Below are 23908 nucleotides of genomic sequence, written 5' to 3' on the forward strand. Positions count from 1 at the left end.
ACTATGGACAAGCCTCTGCAGATAGGTATAACAGGAGGGATCGGATCCGGCAAAAGTGTGGTTTGCCGGATCCTGGCTTGTCTGGGAGTACCTGTCTACGAGGCAGACGAGCGGGCCCGCTGGCTTACCAATCACGATCCCCAGCTGCGGCAGGAAGTGGTAGCGTTACTGGGGCCGCAGGCCTATACTACGGCCGGTGCCTACGACCGTGCCTACGTGGCCTCCCGCGTTTTTGGTGATCCGGTACTGCTCAATAAGTTGAATCATATTGTACACCCCCGCGTATTTGCTGATTCGGACCGGTGGATAGCCCGATACGCGCAGGTACCCTACGTAGTTCGTGAGGCGGCTCTTATGAATAAAGCCGGCGATAAAAATACCCTTGACTACGTAGTGGTGGTGAATGCGCCGGTGCAGCTTCGTTTTGAGCGCACCCGTAAACGCGATCCCCAGCGCTCGGATGAAGAGATACGGGCGATTATGCAGCGGCAGGTACCTGACGAAGAGCGCCTTCGGATTGCCGACTTCGTTATCTACAACGACGACTCCACCGCCCTGATTCCGCAGGTACTACACCTTCATCAACTGATTCTGGAAAAGCGGGGGTACTGATCAGTACCCCTTAGAAATCAACGTCCAGTCCCAGCGATTGCTGCAGCTCCCGGAGGTAGGGGTTTTTCTCGGCCATGTAGTTGAATTTCTCCTGTGGCGTGTAAGGCATACGCTTTACTTCCTGCGGAGCTACCCGCGGCTCTATGTTCAGGGATGACTCCTGAAAGCGATGACGCAGGAATGTCAGCAGGTCTCCCCTCAGTGACTGCATGGTCTCTTTCTGCAGGTCATTATCCAGCGCCATACGGATAGTAGTACCATCCAGCTCTACCTCCCGGTTCAGGGTTACTTCTTCGGTAATAGAATCACGCTCCTGCTTCCGTATTTCCGCAAATTCCTTCCAGGCAGCATTCAAATTTTCTACGGTAAGCGGAGTAGTCTTTTCCGGATGCAGGTACTGGGGGCTGCTGCTTTCTTTAACGGGTACTGTTTCCCGGATATGATCTTCGGAAAGGGTAGGTGTAAGGAGCTGCATGGTACTCCGTAGCTTACTCGTTACGGGTCGGGCAGGAGGTGCTGCCGTAGCTACTCCCTGAACGGATGGGGCGGGTACGGGCATAGCTGGAGTAGTGGCTACGGGAGCCGGGGCCACAGGGGGGGCTGGCATCGGAGGAATAGCCACAGGGGCGGGCGTACCATTACCATTGCTTTTGGCGTAAGCCGGAGGGGCCGGCTCGGTGGTTACCGGCTGGCGAGGCTCATCTTTTTTTTTTGCCGTTTCGTCAACGGCTACCAGATTGTCAAGATTCAGGACATGGCTTAGGTTCGCCAGCTTCATCAGACACAGCTCCACGTGCAGGCGCTGGTTCTTGGCCGCCTTGTAGTTGATATCGCACTGGCTCCCCACGCTCATGGCCGACAGCAGGAAGCTCATCGGTGCCTGGGCCGACTGCGACAGGTACTTCTGGTGGGCAGCCGTAGATACCTGTAAGAGCGGTATGGTAGCCGGGTCTTTGCACACCAGCAGGTTGCGGAAGTGCTCCAGCAGACCTACCACAAACAGGTGCCCGTCAAAGCCCTTACGTACTATTTCATCAAACAGTACCAGCGTCCTGGCTACGTTACCTTCCATCAGCGCATCCGTCACCCGGAAGTAGTAGTCGTAGTCGAGTATGTGCAGGTTTTCGAGTACAGCCTGGTAGCTGAGCTGGCTCCCGGTCGAGAACGTTACGTTCAGGTCAAACATCGAGAGCGCATCCCTGAGTCCGCCGTCGGCTTTCTGACCAATGAGTTCTAGGGCTTCGCGTTCGGCCTGAATGCCTTCCTTCTGGGCGATTCTGTCCAGGTGGTCGGCAATGTCGGTAGAACGGATGCGGTTGAAGTCAAAGATCTGACAGCGCGACAGGATCGTGGGCAGGATCTTGTGCTTTTCGGTAGTAGCCAGGATGAATATGGCGTAGCTAGGGGGCTCTTCCAGCGTTTTCAGGAATGCGTTGAAAGCCGCCTGCGACAGCATGTGTACCTCATCAATAATGTAGATCTTATACGTACCGGTATGGGGTGGGTACCTGACCTGGTCAATGAGGTTACGGATATCTTCTACGGAGTTGTTAGACGCCGCATCAAGTTCGTGAATATTAAAGGAAGCATTATTCTGGAAGCTCACACATGACTCACACTCACCGCACGACTCTACATCATCACCCAGGTTCTGGCAGTTGATGGTTTTGGCCAGAATACGGGCACAGGTAGTCTTACCAACCCCACGCGGACCGCAGAACAGAAAGGCCTGCGCCAGGTGATTGGTACGGATTGCGTTTTTTAAGGTAGTAGTAATATGTGATTGCCCCACCACCGAATCAAAGGTGACCGGGCGGTATTTTCGTGCCGATACGACAAAATGCTCCATGGCTGCAAGTTACTGCCGCGGCGTGGATTTTCAAAGCTTCTTCTTGTCGATCAGCTCATAAATCCGGACGTAATCCACGACCATTTTCTGGGGGAAAATACTGTCGTCCACTCCCTTTTCGCCGCCCCAGGTACCTCCGATAGCCACATTAAGAATCAGGTGAAAAGGATGGTCAAAGGGCCACTCCTGCCACCGATATGATTCTTCCCGCTTATAGGTAAGATTTGTTTTTCCATCTACCTTTAAAGTGATACGATCGGGGGTCCATTCACAGGTATAAATATGGTAGTCAGAGGAGGCACTTTTGATTACCATGCTATTACCTCTGGTAGGAAAGGCCTTTGTATGGACATTACTATACACCCGGTTCTGATCAAAACCTACGTGCGCAACCAGATCCATACCACCATTGTCGGGCCAGAACTGCTCGCCGTATGACTGCTGGCTTGCCAACGCCCAGATGGCGGGCCATGTACCCCTTCCGCTGGGGAGCTTGGCCCGTACCTCCACCTTACCATAGGTAAAGTCGCCCTTGCCCCTGTTGACCAGCCTGGCTGAACTGTAGGCGCGGTTGCCGGAGGCTTCCTTACGGGCTTCAATGGTGAGCATACCATCTTCTACCCGGGCATTTTCCAGTCTATCGGTGTAGTTCTGTAGCTCGTTGTTGCCCCAGCCGTGTCCGCCCAGGTCGTAGTCCCACTTCTCCGGATCAGGCTTACCCTGGTAGCTGAACTCGTCGCTCCACGTGGGCGTACTACTAAAGGTATAGTTGTCGGAACTGGTTATTTCTTTCTCTTTGCAGGATATAATGAGTAGTGCAAGTGAGCAGGAGTAGAGTAGAGGTAGGATCTTCATCAAATATAGTGAGTGATACAGGTGTTTTCAATGGAATGAAAGAGCTCCTTGAAGTTGCTGTACCATTAATCGTGCCATATTTTAGAAGGATACAAATGTCCCTTGGTTGTGGCCGTCCACTCTACTCCTGATGCTAGTCCTACTGCTTATTTACCAGCTCATATACCCGCACGTAGTCCACCACCATTCTCTGTGGGTAGACCGTCTCGTCCACGCCTTTCTGACCACCCCAGTTACCCCCGACGGCTATGTTCAGGAGCAGGTGAAAGGGCTGGTCGAAGGGCCACTCCTGCCAGCCGTACTGAGCTTCCTTTCGGAAAGTAAAGTAGTCTTTGCCGTCTACCAGCACCGTCACCCGATCGGGCGTCCACTCACAGCTGTACACATGAAAGTCCTCGGAGGCTCCCTCTACCATTACATTGTTACCCTTGTTGGTTTTGATGGAGTGGTTAAAGGCTTTGGTGTGGATGTTGCCGTGTACCCGGTTCTGGTCAAAGCCCACGTGCTCCATGATGTCGATCTCGCCGTTGTCGGGCCAGAACTTATCACCGTAGGTACTTTGGCTCGCCAGCGTCCAGATGGCCGGCCAGGTACCCCGGCCGGTAGGTAGCTTGGCCCGTACTTCAAACTTGCCGTATTTGAAGTCACCCTTGCCCTTGGTTACCAGCCGCGCCGAGCTGTACTGGCGGTTGGCGGAGGCTTCCTTACGGGCTTCGATGATTAGCATTCCGTCTTCTACCCGGGCATTTTCCAATCTATCGGTGTAGTTTTGTAACTCATTGTTGCCCCAGCCGTGTCCGCCCAGGTCGTAGCTCCACTTCTGCGGATCAGGTTTTCCTTTATAACTGAACTCATCACTCCACGTGGGCGTACTGCTGAAGGTATATTCTTTGGCCGGACCAGGAGTGGTCACCAGGGATGGTAAGGTATTTGTTTCGTTTCCGCGGAAGGCCAGCAATAGTGATAGTAAAGAAAAGGCGCCACTAAGTACTATTATTCGTTTCATAAGGATAAAGGGTGAATTGGTGTTATTAGTAAAGACGATTAATCAGAAATATAATGAAGTCATTACAACTTCGGACCGAAGTAGCCGTACAACCCTCAACCTGGAAACTCAGCCTCCAGTCGTCTATCCTGACCATTGGCTCCTGTTTTGCGGAGGTACTGGGTACCCAGCTGGCAAACTATAAATTCAACGTGCTCTCCAATCCTTTCGGTACTGTATTTAATCCGGTGTCGGTGGCGAAGCTGGTGCGGATGTCGCTACGGGATGAGCTGCCGCTCATGGGGCATTTTGTAACAACTGGCGACGGCGTCTGTCTTCACCATGACTTTCACTCGTCGCTCTGGGCACCTGACTCCCACACGCTGGACGTAAAGCTGCGTACCCGCATGGCCGAGGTAAAGCAGTACCTGCTCAGGGCCGATACGCTGGTACTTACGCTGGGTACTTCCTTTGTGTACCGATCCACCCGAACGGACGAATTTGTCACTAACTGTCATAAAGTACCCTCTAATCTGTTCCGGAAAGAGCTGTTATCGATGGAGATGATCCACCGGGAACTGGAAGCGCTGGTAGTCCTGCTTAAGAGCTACAACCCCGGCCTGCGCCTGATCCTGACGGTGAGCCCCGTCCGGCATACCCGTGATACCTTACCCCTGAATCAGGTGAGCAAATCGATCCTGCGGGTGGCGTGCCATATGCTGTCAGAGGCGCATGCGCACGTAAGCTACTTCCCCAGCTACGAGATCATGATCGACGACCTGCGCGACTACCGGTTCTACGAGCCGGATCTAATTCATCCCAATGAGGTGGCTCAAGACCATATCTTTCGTACTTTTGCTGAGGCATTTATGGAGGCCCCTGCGCTTGAATTCATTGAAGAGTGGGATGCCATCCGGCGCATGCGGCAGCACCGGCCCCAGCACGGCATGACCGAAGCACACCGCAAACTGCTGCTGAACCTGACCGAGCGGCTGCAAAACTTGTCCGGGCAAGTGGATGTACAGCAGGAGCTTAGGGAAGTGGAAGCGGAGCTACGCAACTTTCCGTCCTCGGAGTAAACTCATTTTGAGGAATAGGTGTTGTCAGTAGTGGACCCAACTACGTTTTTTATAATTAAATTATACCTCAACTACGCTTACCCTCAGCTTAGGCTGACTAGTTACAATGGGAGAATTTACTGTCAATAAAGAAAAAGTACTGAAGGCCCTCAGCACCGTGGAGGAGCCCGATCTGAAGAAAGATCTGGTTACGCTGGGTATGGTCAAAGATATCGAAGTAGGAGTAGATCAGGTGAGTTTTACGGTAGTATTGACTACCCCCGCCTGTCCGCTCAAGGAGCTGATCCGCCAGCGATGCGTGACGGCCATCCATACACACGTAAGTCCTGACGTGGAAGTAATTGTGAACCTGACCGCCGACGTAACGTCCAGCCGTCAGGGGGCTGTTATGATCCCAGGTGTTAAGAACTTAATCGCCGTAGCCTCCGGTAAAGGGGGAGTGGGTAAATCTACTGTAACGGCCAACCTGGCCATGGCACTGCACCGCTCGGGCGCGAAGGTAGGTATTATCGATGCCGATATTTACGGACCTTCCATTCCGGTGATGTTCGGAGCCGAAGATATGCAGCCTACTATCACACCACGTGACGGTAAGAACTACATCAACCCCATCAGCCAGTACGGCATCAAGATGATCTCCATCGGCTTCCTGACTCCACCCGACAGCGCGGTAGTATGGCGTGGTCCGATGGCTAGTCAGGCGCTGCGTCAATTCTTTGCTGATACGCACTGGGGCGAGCTGGACTACCTGCTCATAGACCTGCCACCAGGTACCAGTGATATTCACCTGACGCTCGTTCAGACAGTACCTGTAACCGGAGCGGTGATCGTTACAACGCCACAGAAGGTAGCCCTTGCGGATGCCAACAAAGGTCTGGCGATGTTTAAGCAGCCTCAGATCAACGTGCCCGTACTGGGTGTGATTGAAAACATGGCGTACTTCACTCCGGAAGAACTCCCCGATCATAAGTACTATATATTTGGTAAAGGAGGTGGACAGCAACTGGCTGAGCGTCACGACGTACCCTTCCTGGGACAGATCCCGCTGGTGCAGAGTATCCGGGAGGCTGGTGACGAAGGTCGTCCGGTAGTGATGAACGATGAGCCGGTGACAAGCGGAGCCTTCAAGGAGGTAGCGGCGGTACTGGCGCAGTATGTTTCGATCCGAAATGCCAGCGCCGATAAGACCAAAGTAGTAGAAGTGCGCGTTTAAGAATTAGCAGGCCTGTTTGATTATTTCGTAAAAATGTTGCATTTTAGCGCATATACTGATACAATGAACGCAATCGAAAAAGAAAAGACCCTGGGACTGATCGAGCAGGCACTCGATTCGGTACGTCCCTATCTGATAGCGGATGGTGGCAATGTGAAGCTGGCTGAACTAACAGATGATTTAATAGTGCGACTGGAACTGACCGGCTCGTGTCAGACGTGCCCCATGAACGCTATGACCTTCCGGGCCGGCCTCGAAGAAGCGGTTCGTAAGGCAGTGCCGCAGGTGCAGAAGGTAGAAGCCGTCAATGTACCGGCCTTAGCCTGATATTTTAATCGTAGTATACCAGGTTTACTGACGTAAAGATTTACTGTCTCATAATAGTGCCGGATGTTCACAGGCAATACGTGAACATCCGGCATTTTGTGTTTTAGGAGGGCATTGTAGCATATTTCGGGCGACTCAATTCTACGCTCCCCACGAACTTAGTAAGTAGCTTTTCAATTACCCGGCCAATCCCTATCTTGCGCCCTCCTCATAAAACATTGGTTACGTCATGCGTATTGGCATTTTCTTCGGGGGACCTTCCCGTGAGCGTGAGATTTCTTTTGCCGGTGGTAAAACCGCCTTCGAAAACCTGGATAAACAACTATTTGAGCCGGTTCCGGTATTTGTAGATAGCTTTGGGCGCTTTATTAAGTTGGACCCCAGGTGGATGTACGAGACCAGCATCCGTGACTTTTTTCCTAGTCCGGTGCAGCAGACTGACGGCTACCGCGTATATATCGAATCACTGCCTCACCTGGCGCACGTAGCCGTTTCCCCCGAAGTAGGCGAGCTCATTACTCCCGACAAATTCAGAGACCATTTTGACTTTGCCATGCTGGCCATGCACGGTCCTGACTGCGAGGATGGAGCCATTCAGGGGCTACTGGAGTGGTACCGTATCCCGTACAGCGGCCCGGGACTGATGGGTTCGGCGGTAGGTATTGACAAGGTACTTCAAAACGAAATGATTGCCCTGGCCAACGGACAGGACAAGGGCATGATGGTAGTACGCTATGATCAGTGGCAGCGCGGAGACCGTCAGCAGCTTTTTGAAGAGGTAAAAGGGAAGCTTGGCGTACCTATAGTAGTGAAGGCGCCGCATCAGGGCTCTTCCATCGGCGTAGCCATTGTGCGTCAGGACAGCTACGGCGAATTTGTGACGGCCCTCAACCAGTGCTTCTTCCAGATGGAGGTAGGGGCTGACGAGTGGCTGGCTCTGGACCAGGAGGCCAGGCAGGCCTGGGCACAACGGATCGCTAACCTGGACGAAGGGATAGGTTTTCCGGTGGTAACGGGTACTACTTTCCTGTACCACCCCAAGGAACTGATCGCTTATCTGGACAAGACTTTCCTGGCTTCTAAAGATACTATCATTCTTTCGAGTGCCCATGCTGAAGACCAGGTACTGCTCGAAGCCTATGTAAGCGGACAGGAGTTTTCGTGCGGGTGCATTCAGCACGACGATGGATCTACCCTGGTACTGCCGCCAACGGAGATCATCAAGATAGTAGAAGTATTCGACTTTAACTCCAAGTACAAGCCCGGAGCTACCCGTAAGCGTATACCTGTCAATACCACCCTGGCTAATAACCAGAAGATCCAGTACAACATCGGTCTGGTATTCCAGCGTTTAGGGATTAACGTCTGCGCCCGCATTGACGGCTTCCTGACGCCGGAAGGGGAGGTACTTCTGCACGATCCGAATACCATTCCGGGGATGTCGCCTACTTCGCTTATCTTTAAGCAGATGGCCGAGATAGGCCTGAATGTGACCCAAGCAATTACCTACTTTATACGTCAGTCGATCCGGGAGCGCATTCGTACCGGCAAGGATACCTGGCACCTGCGGCAGCTACTCCAGACACTGGATGATAAAATCAATTTGCAGAGATCGGCAGTTATACCTGCAAAAGGCATACTTTTTGAAGCTACCGACGAGCAGTACGCCAAGGCCCGTCAGTGTTTCGGGAAGCTCAACGCCGAGGGAAAATGTACACCCGTACCCGTGCTGAAATTAGATGATACGACTTACTACCAGCTGCCCGTACCGTTGATGTTCAAGGACTACGTAGAGGACCTGCTGGCACTGGTCCGTGAGGAGCGGGATCCGCTGCTGGTGGAAACTTCGGAGCGGGCGGCCCAACTCACCGCTTTCTATGCCGGTCGTGTGGAGTATGGTGTGAAAATGGGAAGCACGCCTGAAGCTATTACTCCCGTGGAAGATTGGGTTGTGCTTTGTGCCGAAAGCGTATAAGCTAACCCATTGATAAACAAATCGAGAAAAGAGCCCACAAGCTCTTTTTTTGTGAGGTTCCCATCGCTATTTTTTTATATTTGTGATAAGGGGAAAGAAAAACAGTTCAAAATTTAGTTATAACCAGAATAGGAATAACCGAGAGCAACATGGCTAATGGTGCAGAAAAAGTGAGGCTGGCTTTACAGACAGAAAATAAAGGCTGGAAAAAGTGGGGACCCTACCTATCCGAACGCCAATGGAGTACCGTACGTGAAGACTACAGTGGCAATGGCGATGCCTGGAGCTACATTACTCACGAGATGGCATGCTCCAAGGCATACCGATGGGGGGAAGAAGGCATTGGAGGCTTCTCCGATAACAAACAGCATATTTGTATGGGGTTTGCCTTCTGGAATCACCGGGATAAGTTACTCAAGGAGCGCTTATTCGGGCTAACCAATCGCGAATCCAATCATGGCGAAGATGTAAAGGAGATGTACTACTACCTGGATAGTACCCCTACGCATTCGTACATGAAAATGCTATACAAGTACCCCCAGCAGTCTTTTCCCTACGATAAACTACGTCAGGAAAATGCCCGCCGTGGTAAAGCCGATCAGGAGTACGAGATCATGGACACCGGCGTGTTTGACGATGATGAGTACTTCGACATCTTTATGGAATACGCCAAAGCCGAAGAGGAAGATATCCTGATGCGGGTGACGGTACATAACCGCGGTCCCAAGGATGCTCCCATTACGGTACTGCCTACCATATGGTTCCGGAATACCTGGTCGTGGGGCTACGAAGCCTTCAACTACAAGCCCATGATGAATGGCATCTCGAACCGGCTGATCGAGGTGACGCATCGTAAGCATGGCAAGTTCAATCTGTACCTGGAGGATGCCGATCAGCTCCTGTTCTGTGAGAACGAGACCAATTTTAAGAAGCTATACGGTACCAACAATACGACCGCCTACCCCAAGGACGGTATCAATGACTACATCGTCAGTGGCCGCAAAACAACCACTGTAAACCCGAACCAGATAGGTACCAAGGCCGCGGGCTGCTTTACCCGTCTGGTACCGGCCGGAGGTAGTGTGACTATCCGCATCCGGCTCGTTAATCAGACCAAGTTTGATCCATTCAGTGGGTTTGATGATATATTCAGCAAGCGCCTTCGCGAGGCCGATGAGTTTTATGGAGATCTGCAGAAAGGAGTAGATGATCCCGAGCTCTTCTCGATCCAGCGGCAGGCGTATGCTGGTATGCTATGGAGCAAGCAGTTCTACTACTATAATGTATACGAGTGGCTGAAAGGAGATCCCTCTCAGCCGGAGCCGCACCCGTCGCGCAAGTGGGGGCGTAACTCAGCCTGGAAGCACCTGTACGCCGCTAACCTGATATCAATGCCCGATAAATGGGAGTACCCGTGGTTTGCGGCCTGGGATCTGGCTTTCCACTGTATACCCCTGGCGCGGGTAGATGCTGGCTTTGCCAAACGCCAGCTCGAGATCCTGCTGCGGGAGTACTACATGCACCCCAACGGCCAGATACCCGCCTACGAGTGGAACTTCTCGGACGTTAACCCACCCGTACACGCCTGGGCTACCTGGAAAGTATACGAGATAGACCGGGAGCAGAACGGGGGCGTGGGCGACATCGAGTTCCTGGAAAAGATATTCCACAAGCTCCTGCTGAACTTTACCTGGTGGGTCAATCAGAAAGACGAAACAGGCAATAACATATTCAGCGGAGGCTTCCTGGGCCTTGATAACATCGGGGTGTTTGACCGCTCTACCCCCATGCCATTTGGCGGGAAGCTGGAGCAGGCCGATGCTACGGGCTGGATGGCTATGTACACCCTTAACATGCTGCGCATCGCCGTAGAGATATCGCTGCGACAACCCGTGTACCAGGATATGGCCTCGAAGTTCTTTGAGCACTTCCTGCATATAGCGGGTGCCATGGAATCGATGGGAGGCGAAAACGTCACCATCAGCCTGTGGGACGAGGAAGACCAGTTCTACCACGATGTTATTCATATTCCCAACGGACAAAGCATCCTGCTCAAAGTACGCTCTATCGTAGGACTTATTCCGTTGTTTGCCGTTGAAATCCTTGATCCGCAGATGCTGGACAAGCTACCGGTATTCAAGCGTAGGGTAGAGTGGGTGATAGCCAACCGCCCTGATCTGGCGCGACTGATTTCGCGCTGGTTTGAGTCCGGTAAGGGTGAAAACCGTCTGCTTTCGATCCTGCGCGGTCACCGTATGAAGATGATCCTGAAACGTATGCTCGACGAGCAGGAGTTCCTGTCCGACTACGGGGTAAGGGCCCTGTCGAAGCACCATAAAGACAACCCTTACAAGTTCTTTATCAACGGTGAAGTACTGGAAGTAGAATATACTCCGGCTGAGGCCCTGACCGATATCATGGGAGGTAACTCCAACTGGCGCGGGCCGATCTGGTTCCCCCTGAACTACCTGATCTTTGACTCCCTGCTGAAGTTCCACTCGTACTACGGTGATGACTTTGAGGTGGAGTACCCTACCAACTCCGGTAACCTCACGACCATTAATAAAGCGGCCATGGGTATTGCGGATCGCCTCGTTAATATCTTCAGACGGGATGAGAACGATCGCCGGGCGGTATTTGGTGATTGTGAAAAGCTTCAGAATGACCCCCATTTCCGCGATCATATTCTTTTCTATGAGTATTTCCACGGCGACAATGGCCGGGGCTGCGGGGCCAGTCACCAGACCGGCTGGACAGGGCTGGTAGCCGAACTGATTCTGCAAATGGCACGATCAGGAGCTATTTCACAGTCTAAATCTGAAATGGTATTGTACAAAGATTAAATATTAGGTTTCTTTATCCCGGTTTAATTATCCAACCCAAACTCATACACATATAACACATCTTCCAATCACATGGCAGTACAACTAGAAAGTAATGTTCTGGATAAAGTAAATGTATGGCTCAATGGTAACTATGACATTGATACCAAAGCCGAAATCCAGGATTTGATTGATAATCAAAAAAACACTGAACTCACCGACGCTTTCTATAAGGATCTGGAATTTGGTACGGGTGGTCTGCGGGGGCTGATCGGTATCGGGTCCAACCGCATGAACCGCTACACTATAGGAGCGGCTACCCAGGGCCTCGCCAACTACCTCAACAAGACATTTGCCGGAGAAACCATCAAAGTAGCCATTGCGCACGATAGCCGTATCAAGTCGGATGAGTTTGCCCGGATTACGGCTGACATCTTCTCTGCCAATGGAATCAAAGTGTACCTATTCGATGCGCTGCGGCCTACCCCCGAGCTGTCATTTGCCATCCGATTGCTGGGTTGCCACAGTGGGGTAGTAGTGACTGCTTCGCACAACCCCAAGGAGTACAATGGCTACAAAGCCTACTGGGTAGATGGCTCACAGGTAGTAGCCCCGCACGATAAAAATATTATCACCGAGGTAAATGCTATTACTTCCATTGATGACATCAAATTTGAAGGAGATGAGTCGCTGATTGAGAAGATCAGCACCGAGGTAGACGAAAAGTACCTGGATCAGATTCTTTCACTGTCTATCTCCAAAGACGCGATCAGCCGCCAGAAAGCCCTCAAAATAGTATATACGCCGCTGCACGGGACAGGTATCACCCTGGTGCCGCAGTTGCTGCAGCGTATGGGCTTTGAAAATATCACTATAATAGAGGAGCAGGCCGAGCCCAATGGGAATGGTCAGTTCCCGACTGTAGTATATCCTAATCCGGAAGAGACCGAAGCCATGAGCATAGCTCTGGAAAAGGCCCGGGAAATAGACGCGGATCTGGTGATGGGTACCGACCCCGACTCGGACCGCGTAGGTATCGGTGCCAAGAACCACCACGGCGAGCTGCAGCTGCTCAATGGTAACCAAACCGCCAGCCTGCTCATATACTACCTCCTGAATGCCTGGAAAGATGCGGGCAAGCTGACAGGTACTCAATTTGTATGTAAGACCATCGTAACTACCGACCTGATCGACCGCATGGCCGAGGCGTACGGGGTAAAGTGCTACAATACTCTGACCGGCTTTAAGTACATCGCACAGGTGATCCGCGAGAAGGAAGGGGTGGAGCAGTTTATCGGTGGAGGTGAAGAGAGCTACGGCTACCTGATCGGCGATGCCGTTCGGGATAAGGATGCCATTGCCTCCTGCGGTATGATCGCCGAGCTGACGGCTTATGCCAAGGACAAGGGTCTGAGCCTGTTCGATATGCTCATGGAGATCTACAAGCAGTTTGGATTTTACTACGAAGGCCTGATCTCCCTGACCATGAAGGGTAAGTCAGGAGCCGATGAGATACAGCAGATGATGGCTGATTTCCGGGCTAATCCTCCCAAGACTCTGGCGGGTTCGACAGTAATCCGCATGGATGACTACAAAGCCCTAACTACGACGGATCTGCGTACGGGCAACCGGGACGAAATACCTTCCGGTGAGATGGGTATTGAGCCTTCTAATGTACTGCAGTTCTTTACTGAAGATGGCACCAAGTTTACCTGCCGTCCGTCGGGTACTGAGCCCAAGATCAAGTTTTACGTAGGTGTTCGGGCTGCGCTCGAACGTAACGAGGACTTCGATGCGGTATACGATAGCCTCAAGCAGAAAGTAAAGGCTATTGGCGCAGAGCTGAAACTGCAGTAAGTAGTACGTCCAGCTTTATAATATCAATCCTCCGGGGCACGCCCCGGAGGATTTTTTATGTTATACGGGCAGGATCACCTTCTCCCGGCTGCTTTGCCAGGCCAGGTCTATAACCCGGGTGGTGAGCAGTACCTCTTCCGGCTTTACAGCCGGTGCGGCTTTATTTACAATTACCTTATATAGATTGTCGTAGAAAGGCATGTAGTTGCCGGGGAGGCTTTGGTGTACACCTGTGTAGGCTTCCGAAGAAAGGTGCCCCCAGCGGTCTTCGGGCTCTTCGCCCCAGGTAGTGGTGTCGGGTAGTACATTCTGCCGCAGTGTTTCTTCCTGTACATCCAGGCCCGTCTTGATAAATGAGCCGGTGGTACCATGCAGCGTGTAGCGCAGGCTGTTGTTGTACACCATCAGGCTGGACTTCAGCAGTACGCTCTTGTCCGGGTAGTGCAGCCGGATCGCAAAGAAATCGTCAATCAGACTCCCTTCGCGAAGTGTCTTTATCTCGGCCGATACGGCTTCGGGTTTCCCGAAGAGCGCCAGGGCCTGGTCTACCAGGTGAGGGCCCAGGTTGTAGAGGTTACCCCCTCCTTCACCCGACTGTTCTTTCCAGGTATTGGTTACCGGTACGGGACGGTAGCGGTCGTAGCGGCTTTCAAATTCTACTACCTGCCCGATGGTACCTTCATTGATGAGTTGCTTAATGGTCAGGAAGTCAGAATCCCAGCGGCGGTTCTGGTAGGCCGTGATCATCAACCCTTTCTGAGCGGCCAGTTCCACCAGTTCCCGCGCTTCCTGCTCCGTATTGGCAAACGGTTTTTCGATCACCACGTGCTTTCCTTTCTGGAGTGCAGCCTTCGCGTAATCAAAGTGCGTATCGTTGGGGGTACATATAAATACCAGATCTATGGCTTCGTCGGCCAGTAGCTCTTCGACCGACCGCACGTTTTCAATGGATGAATCAAATTCCTGAGCCTCGTTCTTACTTCGTTCCATTACTTTTTTTAGTCGAAAATGAGGATTGACGGAAAGAAAAGGAGCATGAAAATAACGGCCCGAAAGACCAAAGCCAATTAGGCCAACCTGCAGTATTTTGTCTGACATCTTAAAGTAGATTAGTATGAGTTAGAGAGTGACATATTGGAAAAGCATAGATAATGACACTTTTAATAGTACCTGGCCCGTAAAACTACTCCATTTAATGAACTAAGAAGAGCTCAGTTAGAGCAGGTAGGAGTATCGTGGCAAAAAAATCATATTTTTGCGCTATGAAAGCCCCTGACATCATGATCCGGTTCCGGGATCTGTCCGAGTTAGATTCCGTTGCTTCCCAACTCCTGGCGCTGGGTGATGAAGTGCCCGTGTGGCTGTTTGAAGGGGATATGGGAGCCGGAAAAACTACCCTGATTAAAAAACTTTGTAGTCAGTTGGGGGTTGTTTCAGTAGTACAAAGCCCGACTTTCGCTTTGGTCAATGAGTATGTGACGGATCAGGGAAGAGTAATATACCACTTCGATTTTTATCGGATCAGAAACGAAGCGGAAGCTCTTGATATGGGAGTAGAAGAATATTTCTATTCAGGTGATCATTGTTTTGTGGAGTGGCCCGGGAAGATACCTTCCTTGTGGCCTTCCAGCTACCTGCTTGTTGAAGTCACTGCTGATGAAGAGGGTGAACGTACCGTACAAGCCACTATTATTACTAACGAATTAAATGCTACGCAATGGGACAGCCTCAGGTAACAGGTTTTGAAGAATTAGCCAAACAAACGGCCCTGTACCCTCAGGAGTCTTTGGCAGCTGTCAAAACCAACAATAACTCGCTGCACATAGGCCTCCCCCGCGAAATATCTCTGCAAGAAAACCGCATTGCTCTTACTCCCGACGCGGTGTCGATCCTGGTACGGAACGGCCACGATGTATGGGTGGAAAAAGGAGCGGGTGAAGAAGCAAACTACCGTGATCATGAGTACAGTGAGGCGGGAGCCCTGATTGTACCGGGGCCCGAGGAGGTATACAAGTCCAACCTCATCCTGAAAGTGGAGCCCCTGGTCGAAGAGGAGTTTAAATACATCAAATCGGGCTCTACCGTTATATCAGCACTCAATCTGCCCAGTCTGGAAAGGGGGTACTTCGAGAAGCTGAATCAGAACAAGATTACGGCTATTGGGTACGAGCTCATTGAAGATCAGGTCGGTGGGATGCCCGTGATCCGGGCCATGAGCGAAATAGCGGGTAGTGCCGTGCTGCTCATCGCGGCCGAGTACCTGAGCAATGCCAACGGTGGGAGAGGAGTAATACTGGGGGGAATTACGGGAGTGCCACCTACCAAGGTAGTCATACTGGGGGCAGGTACGGTGGCCGAATACGCCGCCCGGGCCGCTCTGGGGCTGGGGGCTGATATCAAGGTATTTGACAAGCACATCTACCGTCTGCAGCGTCTGAAGTACGCCGTAGGCCAGAACATATATACCTCCATCATTGACTCGGATACGCTCACCGAAGCCATTAGCCGGGCCGATGTGGTCATAGGAGCCATGCGGGCGGAAGACGGATGGAGCCCCTGTGTGGTAACGGACGAGATGGTGTCACGAATGAGACCCGGCTCCGTCATTATCGATGTTAGTATTGATCAGGGGGGCTGTTTTGAATCCTCACGCATGACCACGCACCGGCAGCCCGTATTCCGTCACCACGATATTGTCCATTACTGTGTACCCAATATTCCTTCACGGGTAGCTTACACGGCCAGTGCCGCTCTGAGTAATATATTTCTGCCTTTTTTACTGCAGACAGGTACTATAGGGGGTATTGAGGAAATGATTTATGCCAATCGGTGGTTTATGAAAGGGGTGTACAGCCACAGAGGAACTCTTACCAATCCATTCATAGCACGTAAGTACAACATGCGCTATAAAGACCTGACCCTTTTGCTGGCTGCCCGCATGTAGTAGGGATGAGGTACCTGACGGTACCCAAAACAAAACACGTTATAGAATGATTAATCATAGCAACGAAAACGTACTGATGGACGATGCCAACTCGCCCGAAGTGAATAAAAAACTTCTGGGGATGGTGTCGGAGGATTTTGTGAAAGTGGCCGATCAACTCAAAGAGGCTTCCTATCAGATCAGGAAGAGAGGATTTTCGGAACATCCCGTGTTTGTAACGTCGAGGGACTATGTAGAGATAGGCGTCTTACTGCTCGGGGCAACGGAGCTAACCAACCAGTGGAATTACCGGGCTTCCTTCCTGCAGGAGTTCATTGACCGCAATCTGGTAGGGCAGGAGTCCGAAGAGTTATTTAAAGAAAACTATAAAAACGCCGATGAGTACTGTTGCCTCTTTGTCATTCATGGCGACTTTGCCGGTTTTATATTTGTACCCTATCCGGAAGACTAGCCTAACATAGTGACTCATGTACCTAGCTGATTATCAATAGACACAATATTTAGGAGCAGATACTGACCGTATCTGCTTTTTTAGTAAGTAACCCAGTAACGAGTATATCTATACTTTACATCTTACCTTTGCTCAGCCGGCTTATCGCTGCCTGAGGAGTGGTAAGCTGACTGAGCAAGACTGGACTATAACGGGTAAAGCTCCTGCCGGACCTGCCTTAATTGAAACCTTATTTACCACTTTAACGACGCTGATCGGGAATACAATGAATAGTAAACCAAAAGCTATCCTTCTCTCCATTGCCCTACTGTTTCCTGTTGTTGTTTATCTCATCTATGTTATTGCCAACGCCGTACCGGTCTTCTTTGCGGATGATTTCCATCTGCTTAAGACGATCGTATGGGGGCAGGAGGCTCCCAGTCTTTCGGAGAAGTACATGCTGCTGATCCAGCAGCACAACGAGCACCGTATCCTGATCCCCCGGCTGCTCACCTGGCTGGATTACCTCCTGGAGGGGAGTATCAACTGGGTAAGTCTCATCGTGTTTGGTAACCTGCTCTGGATCGCTACGCTTTGGTTTTTCTGGAAGGCTTTTAAGTCGTTAGAAGTACCTTACTGGTTGTTTATCCCCCTGCCCTGGATCCTGTTTCAGCCCCAGTACTACGATAATGTTACCTGGAGCATCAGTATCCTACAGCAGTCGGTCATTGTGTTCTGGTTTGGTCTGATCGCCTACCTGTGTGCACAGAACAAGTACCGCTGGGCGGTGGCAGTGGCGGTACTGGCCACTTTTACCCATGGTAACGGTATCTTCAGTTTTATCGTCATCGGAGCCATGATTGTACTGGAGCGCAAGTGGAAGGAAGCGGCCATCTGTCTGATCGTAATGGTACTGGTAGCCTTGCACTACTTCTGGGACTTCGGTAAAGGCCCCAACGCCGACTTCACGCGCAGCCTTTCCAATCCGGTACGTCTGGTAGCTTCGTTCTTCGCCTTCTTCGGTACCATGACCAAGGTCATGCTTACCAATCCGCTCTATGCCGCCGCGCTGGGGGCAGTCCTGTTTATGATACCGGCCCTGTACCTGTTGCCCAGGCTGTTTCCCGTGTTCCGAAAGCCGCTCAACCTGAGCTTTTTTGATAAGATTCTGCTGGGCAACCTGCTGTTCCTGGCTATTACCGGTGCCCTGGTGAGTGTGTCCAGGAGCTGGGGAGGCATCGAGACCATCATAGCCCCCCGCTACCAGCACTATTCCCCCTACGTATGCGCCTGGACGTATCTGGTGCTGATCAGGCTCACGGCAGGCTACCTGCGTAATGCAGTGGGTGTGGTATTCCTGGTAGGTGGTATACTGTTCAATGGGTTGGCGTACTTCGTGTACACACAGGAGATCAAGTTTCGTAGGGATTGGCTGGTGGCCGATGATACTAACTGGACCAACCATAAGCGGTTCCTGCAGTACAACGATTTCTTCAACGATAACATCAGGAAAGAGTACGGCGAAGCCGAGTCGCGGGGGATCTGTGCCACCAGGAGTCATTTCAACACACTAGCCCGGTACACGATGGGTAATGGAGTAGTACCTCTCGAATTTTCAACCAATACGTTTGTGATGGAGGCGGCGGACTGGCGCGAGGAGCATCAGAATCTGCGTATAGCTAATACCACCGTGGAGGCAGACAATATTTTCCTTTGCTTCAAAGCAGCTAATCATAAAGAGTACTGGGTACCCGTACAGAAGCACCGGAATTCGGTGCAGAGCTTCCTGAGTACCGGTAGCCACTACAAGCCCGGCTTCATTACGGATATGTTACCTGAGAACTTAGCACCGGGTGAATATCGACTCGGCGTACTGGTCAATAATACCTTCTACTGGACCGACTCAAGAGCCCTTATTCAGGAGAATAAGAGCGTGTCAATAAAAAAAGGTAATAATTAGGATCTGTAAAATAATATTTTGAAGTAGTTGTATGCAGTTACTTATAGGTACTGTGTATATACAAAAGTGGAGTATGTCGTTCGGCTGCTGATGAAGATGATGCTCCTTCATATTTAGTACTGGATAAAAAATAAATTGCATTTTTCGTAGTAGGTTTGGCCTCACTGTGTTACTATAACACGAATGATTTGTAATAAAAATTAATTTGTTGTAACTGGTTATCTAAATATTTAATTTTCAAACCAGTCAAACATTTAATTTTCAACTCAGTCCTAACAAATCCTTCGAACATCTATGGTCAAAAAATTACCTCTCAGGTTGCTCCTCTGTGTATGGGCAACCTTTTTTGTTACACACCTATTTGCGCAGGACCGGCAGGTCACGGGTCGCATTCAGGATGAAGGCGGCGCCGGTATGCCGGGTGTGAGTGTACTCGTAAAAGGTACCACGCGAGGTACTACTTCTGACGCGGAAGGTAATTTCAGTATTGGGGTAGCAGGCGGCTCTGCTACGCTGGTGTTTTCTTCGGTGGGCTTCGAAACCAAGGAAGTACCTGTAACGGCTTCGACTTCAACCCTAACTGTAAGTATGACGCCGGATGTACGGAGCCTGGGTGAAGTGGTAGTAACGGCCCTTGGTATTGAACGTAGCGCCAAGACGCTGACTTACTCAACTCAGCAGATCAGTGGAAAGCAGCTTACTGATGTACGTGATGCTAACTTTGTGAATACACTTTCCGGTAAAATCGCCGGGGTAGTGATCACACAGGGTGCTTCGGGCCCCGGTTCGGCTACCCGTGTTACGTTACGTGGTAACCGTTCGATCAGTGGTAACAATAATGCCCTGTTTGTAGTGGACGGAGTACCCATCGATAATACCGTACAGGGGCAGGTAGGTAGTGACTTCGGAGGAATCAATGGAAGTGACGGAGCGGCCAACATCAACCCGGACGACATCGAGTCAATGAACGTACTGAAGGGAGCTGCTGCTGCCGCTCTTTACGGTAGCCGGGCTGCCAATGGTGTGATCATGATCACTACCAAGAAGGGTAAGGCCGGACGAGTATCCGCCGACATCAACTCAGGAGTAGTAGTTGAATCACCTTTTCTGTTGCCGGCACTTCAGAACACCTATGGTCAGGGAAACGGGGGTGTAAACAGCGACCGGGCCAGTGGTAGCTGGGGTGCCCAAACTACTACGTACCCTAACAACATCGGCGACTTCTTCCGCAACGCTATCTCAACCAACAACTCAATAGGTGTATCGGGTGGTACCGAGAATGTACAGACCTACCTGTCGTATACCAACAATTACAACCAGGGCTTGCTGCCTAACAACGATCTGTCGCGTCATACGCTGAACCTGCGTATCAACTCACAGGTGTCGAAGCGCCTGACTACCGATGCCAAGATCACCTACACCAATCAGCAGATCAACAACAAGCCCCGTTCGGGTGAAGAGAGTGCGGTAGTGATGAACCTGTATAAGATCCCCCGCAGTGTGGATCTGAACCAGTACCGCACCTTCCAGGATGAGAATGGCATTCCTACCTACTGGACCACCTCATCCATCTACATGAACCCCTTCTGGACCATCAATAAGACCTCTGACCTGGAGCGTCGTAACCGCACCATTCTGCTGGGATCGGCCAGGTACCAGCTTACCGACTGGCTGAACATCCAGGGACGCGTCAGCTTTGACCGCTACGACGACCGCTATAACCGTAGCTGGGCCGACCGTACGCTGCTGTTTGCCGGTCCCGGTGGCTCGTACCAGGATTTTACCAACGATGTACTGGAACGGAACATGGACGTAATTGTATCCGGAAACAACCAGGTAGGTCAGGACATCAATATATCGTATAACTTCGGTGCGGGTCAGACCTACAAGAAGTTTTCGCAAGTAGGTGCTAATGCTACGGGTCTGCTGGTACCTAATAAGTTTGACCTGTCATTTGCCAGAGCACTGCGACAAATCGCTGGTTTCTCCGAAAAAGAGCTGCAGTACGTATTTGGTACGGCTACGTTCACCTACCGCGACTACCTGACGCTGGATATGTCGGCCCGTAACGACTGGTCGTCGACCTTGCCTGCTCCTCACTCGTACTTCTATCCTGCTTTTGGTGCTAACTTCATCCTGTCCGATGCGATGCAGATGCCAGATTGGGTAAGCTTTGCCAAGGTACGTGGTTCATGGGCTCAGGTAGGTAACGACACTGATCCGTATCTGATCGCTCAGACCTACTCATTCTCACAGGGTGGTACGGGTGGTTTTATCTCAAGAGACCCGACACAGCCTGCGATCAGCCTGAAGCCTGAGATTTCTTCATCCACTGAGTTTGGTGTAGACCTGCGTTTCTTTGGTGGCCGTCTGGGTATTGATGCTACCTACTACAATAGCAACACCGTAAACCAGCTGCTGACCCTGGGTCTGGCACCTGCCTCTGGATTCTCCAACCAGTTTATCAATGCCGGAAAGATCAATAACAGAGGGGTTGAGTTTACCATCACCGGTAAGCCTTTGAGAAGCTCAGATCTTAACTGGGACATGACCCTGAACTTTGCGCGTAACGTCAATACCATCGTAGAGCTGCATCCTGATATCAAGATCGCCTTCCTGGCCGGTGGATTTGGTCGTACGGCGGGTCCGGTGGTAGCCGAGGGAGGCTCGTACGGCGATCTGTACGCGCAGCGCTGGAAGCGTGATGAGCAGGGACGTTTTGTGGTGGATGCCAACGGTAAGCCCGTAGCTACTTCCAACGAGAAGATCGGAAACTTCAACCCTAAGTTTACTCTGGGCTTCAACAACCAGTTTAGCTACAAAAACTTCGTCGCCAGCTTCCTGATCGACGGTCGCTTCGGTGGGGTGATGACCTCAGGTACCCAGGCTAACCTGGCCTTTGACGGTAATGCCGACTATACCCTTGCTAACCGTGAGGGCGGCTGGGTACTGCCTGCCGTGACTGCCTCGGGCGAAACCAACACCAAAGCGATCGACGCCGAGACCTTCTGGACTACGGTATCGGGTGGTCGCTACTCGTGGGGTGAGTTCTTTACCTACTCAACTACCAACGTGCGTCTGAGAGAGCTGTCGCTAGGCTATTCGTTCAGAACACCGGCCAACTTCTTCATCAAGAATGCCCGCCTGTCGCTGGTGGCGCGTAACCTGTTCTTCCTGTACCGTGGCTACGCAACGCTGGATATTCCGGGTGTAGAGAAGCGTAAGCTGCCCTTTGATCCGGATGTTAACATCGGCGCCGGTAACTTCCAGGGCGTTGAGTACGGTAACCTGCCTTCTTCGCGTACCGTGGGTCTTAACCTGAAACTAGGCTTCTAATAATCTATCTGTGCTAAAACATTGTCAATAAAGAGTTATATGAAACTACTACATAAAAAAAGCCTCCTTAAAATAGCAGCTATGGGCTTGATGGTGGGCTCTGCCGGACTCTGGTGGGGTTGTACGGAGCATTTCGAGGAAATGAATACCAGCAAGACCAAGCTTACCTCGTTGGGTAAAGATGAACTTCCGTTCCTGTTTTCGCGGGCGGAGCAGCAGGCTTCTTACGCGGGAGGTACCTACCAGATCGCCCAGAACCTGTTTGCCGACCTGTACGCGCAGTATTTTGCTACCTCCGCTACCTACTTCCCCTCAGACCGCTACGTAATGCGGTTTGACTGGCTCACCGGCCACTGGAACCCCATCTATACGCAGGTAGTACCTCAGCTCAAAACCATCATGAGCTCCGTAGAGCCTAATTCTGCGGAGTATGCACTGGCGGATATCATGTGGGTATTTGCATTCCACCGCCTGACTGACTACTACGGACCCATCCCTTACTTTGAGGCCGGCGAGCCCGCTCGTAGCGTTAAGTACGACCCACAGGACAAGATCTACGAAGACTTCTTCAAGCGCCTGGATGCGGCTACTACCATACTGAAAGGTAAAACAGCCGAGAAGCCTTACGGTACCTTTGACCTGATCTATGGTGGCGACGTCAACAAGTGGATTAAGTTTGCCAACACACTCCGTTTGCGCCTGGCCCTACGTATTTCTAAGGTAGCGCCGGCTGAGGCCAAGAAGCAGGCCGAGGCAGCCTACGCGGGTGGCGTCATGACAGACCTGGCTGATGGAGCCTTTATGGTGAAAAACCTGGCCGGTGACGACCACAACGGTCTGGGCCGGATCGCCATCTGGAATGAGTTCCGGATGAGTGCTTCCATGGAGTCAGTACTGAAAGGCTACGACGATCCCCGGATTGGTATCTACTTCCAGCCTGCTTCGGCTACCGGTACCTATGAGGGTCTTCGCAATGGCTTGCTACCCGCCCAACTCAACCAGACTGGTAACGGCAACAACGATAACTCCAACGTAGGTACCCGCTGGGCTACCGGTAGCGGTGCTGCCTGGAACAGCGAGCTTACCGTACCTCAGGATATCATGCATACGTCAGAAGCCTACTTCCTGCGGGCCGAAGGAGCCCTGAATGGCTGGAACATGGGAGGTACAGCACAGGAACTGTACGAAGAGGGAATCGAGATATCGATGCGCCAGTGGGGTATTACCAACGATGCCACGATTCAGGCATATGTTAACAGCTCCAAGACACCCGTTGCTCCCGGCGATCCGTTGAAATCACCGGCTCTGTCGAACATCCCGGTGAAGTGGGATCCGGCATCAACGGAAGCCGTGAAGCGTGAGCAGATCGGTACCCAGAAGTGGCTGGCCCTGTACCCCGATGGTATCGAAGCCTGGGCCGAGTTCCGTCGTACCCGCTTTCCAAAGCTGTACCCCATCGTAAGTTCGGATAATGCCGACCTGCCGGCTGGTAGCTTTATTCGTCGGATCCCATTCCTGGATCTGGAGAAACAGACCAATGGTGACGCGGTGAAGGCAGCCGAAGGTCTGCTGAACGGACCTGACAAGGCCAGTACCCCTTTGTGGTGGGATAAGAACTAAACAAACACCCTATTCTATAAGGATTTATAGCAGGAAAGGCAGGC

The 23908-nt window shown here is 51.6% G+C and carries 17 protein-coding genes; 13 read left to right on the forward strand and 4 right to left on the reverse strand.

Annotated features, from left to right (window positions below; translation table 11 throughout):
• The first annotated feature begins 3 nt into the window (after nucleotides 1–3).
• The gene (gene coaE / locus JTN23_RS01955; protein ID WP_247231988.1) at nucleotides 4–612 is read left to right on the forward strand and encodes a dephospho-CoA kinase; all 609 of its coding nucleotides are present in this window, start codon (nucleotides 4–6) and stop codon (nucleotides 610–612) included.
• A gap of 10 nt (nucleotides 613–622) precedes the next feature.
• Here the strand turns inward: coaE and JTN23_RS01960 are convergent, their stop codons facing one another.
• From JTN23_RS01960 to JTN23_RS01970, 3 genes are all read right to left on the reverse strand, one after another.
• Nucleotides 623–2461 carry a DNA polymerase III subunit gamma/tau gene (locus JTN23_RS01960; RefSeq protein WP_247231989.1) on the reverse strand — a complete coding sequence of 613 codons (1839 nt, stop codon included), beginning with the start codon at nucleotides 2459–2461 and terminating at the stop codon, nucleotides 623–625.
• A gap of 30 nt (nucleotides 2462–2491) precedes the next feature.
• Nucleotides 2492–3316 (reverse strand): glycoside hydrolase family 16 protein, encoded by an 825-nt coding sequence (locus tag JTN23_RS01965; RefSeq protein ID WP_247231990.1) that lies wholly within the window; start codon nucleotides 3314–3316, stop codon nucleotides 2492–2494.
• A 139-nt stretch (nucleotides 3317–3455) separates the two neighbouring features.
• Nucleotides 3456–4322, reverse strand: coding sequence for a glycoside hydrolase family 16 protein (locus tag JTN23_RS01970; RefSeq protein ID WP_247231991.1), 867 nt, complete (start codon nucleotides 4320–4322; stop codon nucleotides 3456–3458).
• 53 nt (nucleotides 4323–4375) lie between these two features.
• Between JTN23_RS01970 and JTN23_RS01975 the strand changes: the two genes are divergently transcribed.
• The 6 genes from JTN23_RS01975 (at nucleotide 4376) to JTN23_RS02000 (ending at nucleotide 13574) form a co-directional block, all read left to right on the forward strand.
• On the forward strand, nucleotides 4376–5380 hold the full coding sequence (locus tag JTN23_RS01975; RefSeq protein WP_247231993.1) for a GSCFA domain-containing protein: 1005 nt from the start codon (nucleotides 4376–4378) through the stop codon (nucleotides 5378–5380).
• Nucleotides 5381–5486: 106 nt separating this feature from the next.
• Entirely contained in the window at nucleotides 5487–6593 is a 1107-nt protein-coding gene (locus tag JTN23_RS01980; protein WP_247231994.1) for an Mrp/NBP35 family ATP-binding protein, read from the forward strand.
• A gap of 63 nt (nucleotides 6594–6656) precedes the next feature.
• On the forward strand, nucleotides 6657–6920 hold the full coding sequence (locus JTN23_RS01985) for a NifU family protein (protein WP_247231995.1): 264 nt from the start codon (nucleotides 6657–6659) through the stop codon (nucleotides 6918–6920).
• Nucleotides 6921–7149: 229 nt separating this feature from the next.
• Nucleotides 7150–8895: a D-alanine--D-alanine ligase family protein gene (locus JTN23_RS01990; protein WP_247231996.1), complete on the forward strand. Its 1746-nt coding sequence runs from the start codon at nucleotides 7150–7152 to the stop codon at nucleotides 8893–8895.
• 149 nt (nucleotides 8896–9044) lie between these two features.
• On the forward strand, nucleotides 9045–11738 hold the full coding sequence (locus JTN23_RS01995; protein ID WP_247231997.1) for an MGH1-like glycoside hydrolase domain-containing protein: 2694 nt from the start codon (nucleotides 9045–9047) through the stop codon (nucleotides 11736–11738).
• A 72-nt stretch (nucleotides 11739–11810) separates the two neighbouring features.
• On the forward strand, nucleotides 11811–13574 hold the full coding sequence (locus JTN23_RS02000) for a phospho-sugar mutase (RefSeq protein WP_247231998.1): 1764 nt from the start codon (nucleotides 11811–11813) through the stop codon (nucleotides 13572–13574).
• A 60-nt stretch (nucleotides 13575–13634) separates the two neighbouring features.
• On the opposite strand, the gene JTN23_RS02005 is transcribed toward JTN23_RS02000, so the two are convergent.
• Complete coding sequence (locus tag JTN23_RS02005; RefSeq protein ID WP_247231999.1) at nucleotides 13635–14672, reverse strand: Gfo/Idh/MocA family oxidoreductase; 1038 nt, start codon at nucleotides 14670–14672, stop codon at nucleotides 13635–13637.
• 164 nt (nucleotides 14673–14836) lie between these two features.
• Here JTN23_RS02005 and tsaE point away from each other — a divergent pair, with 164 nt between their 5' ends.
• From tsaE to JTN23_RS02035, 6 genes are all read left to right on the forward strand, one after another.
• Complete coding sequence (gene tsaE / locus JTN23_RS02010; protein ID WP_247232000.1) at nucleotides 14837–15310, forward strand: tRNA (adenosine(37)-N6)-threonylcarbamoyltransferase complex ATPase subunit type 1 TsaE; 474 nt, start codon at nucleotides 14837–14839, stop codon at nucleotides 15308–15310.
• Nucleotides 15292–16518 (forward strand): alanine dehydrogenase, encoded by a 1227-nt coding sequence (locus tag JTN23_RS02015; RefSeq protein WP_247232002.1) that lies wholly within the window; start codon nucleotides 15292–15294, stop codon nucleotides 16516–16518. The genes tsaE and JTN23_RS02015 overlap by 19 nt, the downstream gene beginning before the upstream one ends.
• A gap of 46 nt (nucleotides 16519–16564) precedes the next feature.
• Nucleotides 16565–16969, forward strand: coding sequence for a hypothetical protein (locus JTN23_RS02020; protein WP_247232004.1), 405 nt, complete (start codon nucleotides 16565–16567; stop codon nucleotides 16967–16969).
• A 265-nt stretch (nucleotides 16970–17234) separates the two neighbouring features.
• Nucleotides 17235–18908, forward strand: coding sequence for a hypothetical protein (locus tag JTN23_RS02025; protein WP_247232006.1), 1674 nt, complete (start codon nucleotides 17235–17237; stop codon nucleotides 18906–18908).
• Nucleotides 18909–19202: 294 nt separating this feature from the next.
• The gene (locus tag JTN23_RS02030) at nucleotides 19203–22244 is read left to right on the forward strand and encodes a SusC/RagA family TonB-linked outer membrane protein (protein WP_247232008.1); all 3042 of its coding nucleotides are present in this window, start codon (nucleotides 19203–19205) and stop codon (nucleotides 22242–22244) included.
• Between the two features lie 39 nt (nucleotides 22245–22283).
• A complete protein-coding gene (locus tag JTN23_RS02035) occupies nucleotides 22284–23864 on the forward strand; it encodes a SusD/RagB family nutrient-binding outer membrane lipoprotein (protein WP_247232010.1) in 1581 nt (526 codons plus the stop codon).
• The last annotated feature ends 44 nt before the right edge of the window (nucleotides 23865–23908 follow it).

The organism is Telluribacter roseus, from assembly GCF_017355915.2.
GTDB lineage: Bacteria > Bacteroidota > Bacteroidia > Cytophagales > Spirosomataceae > Telluribacter.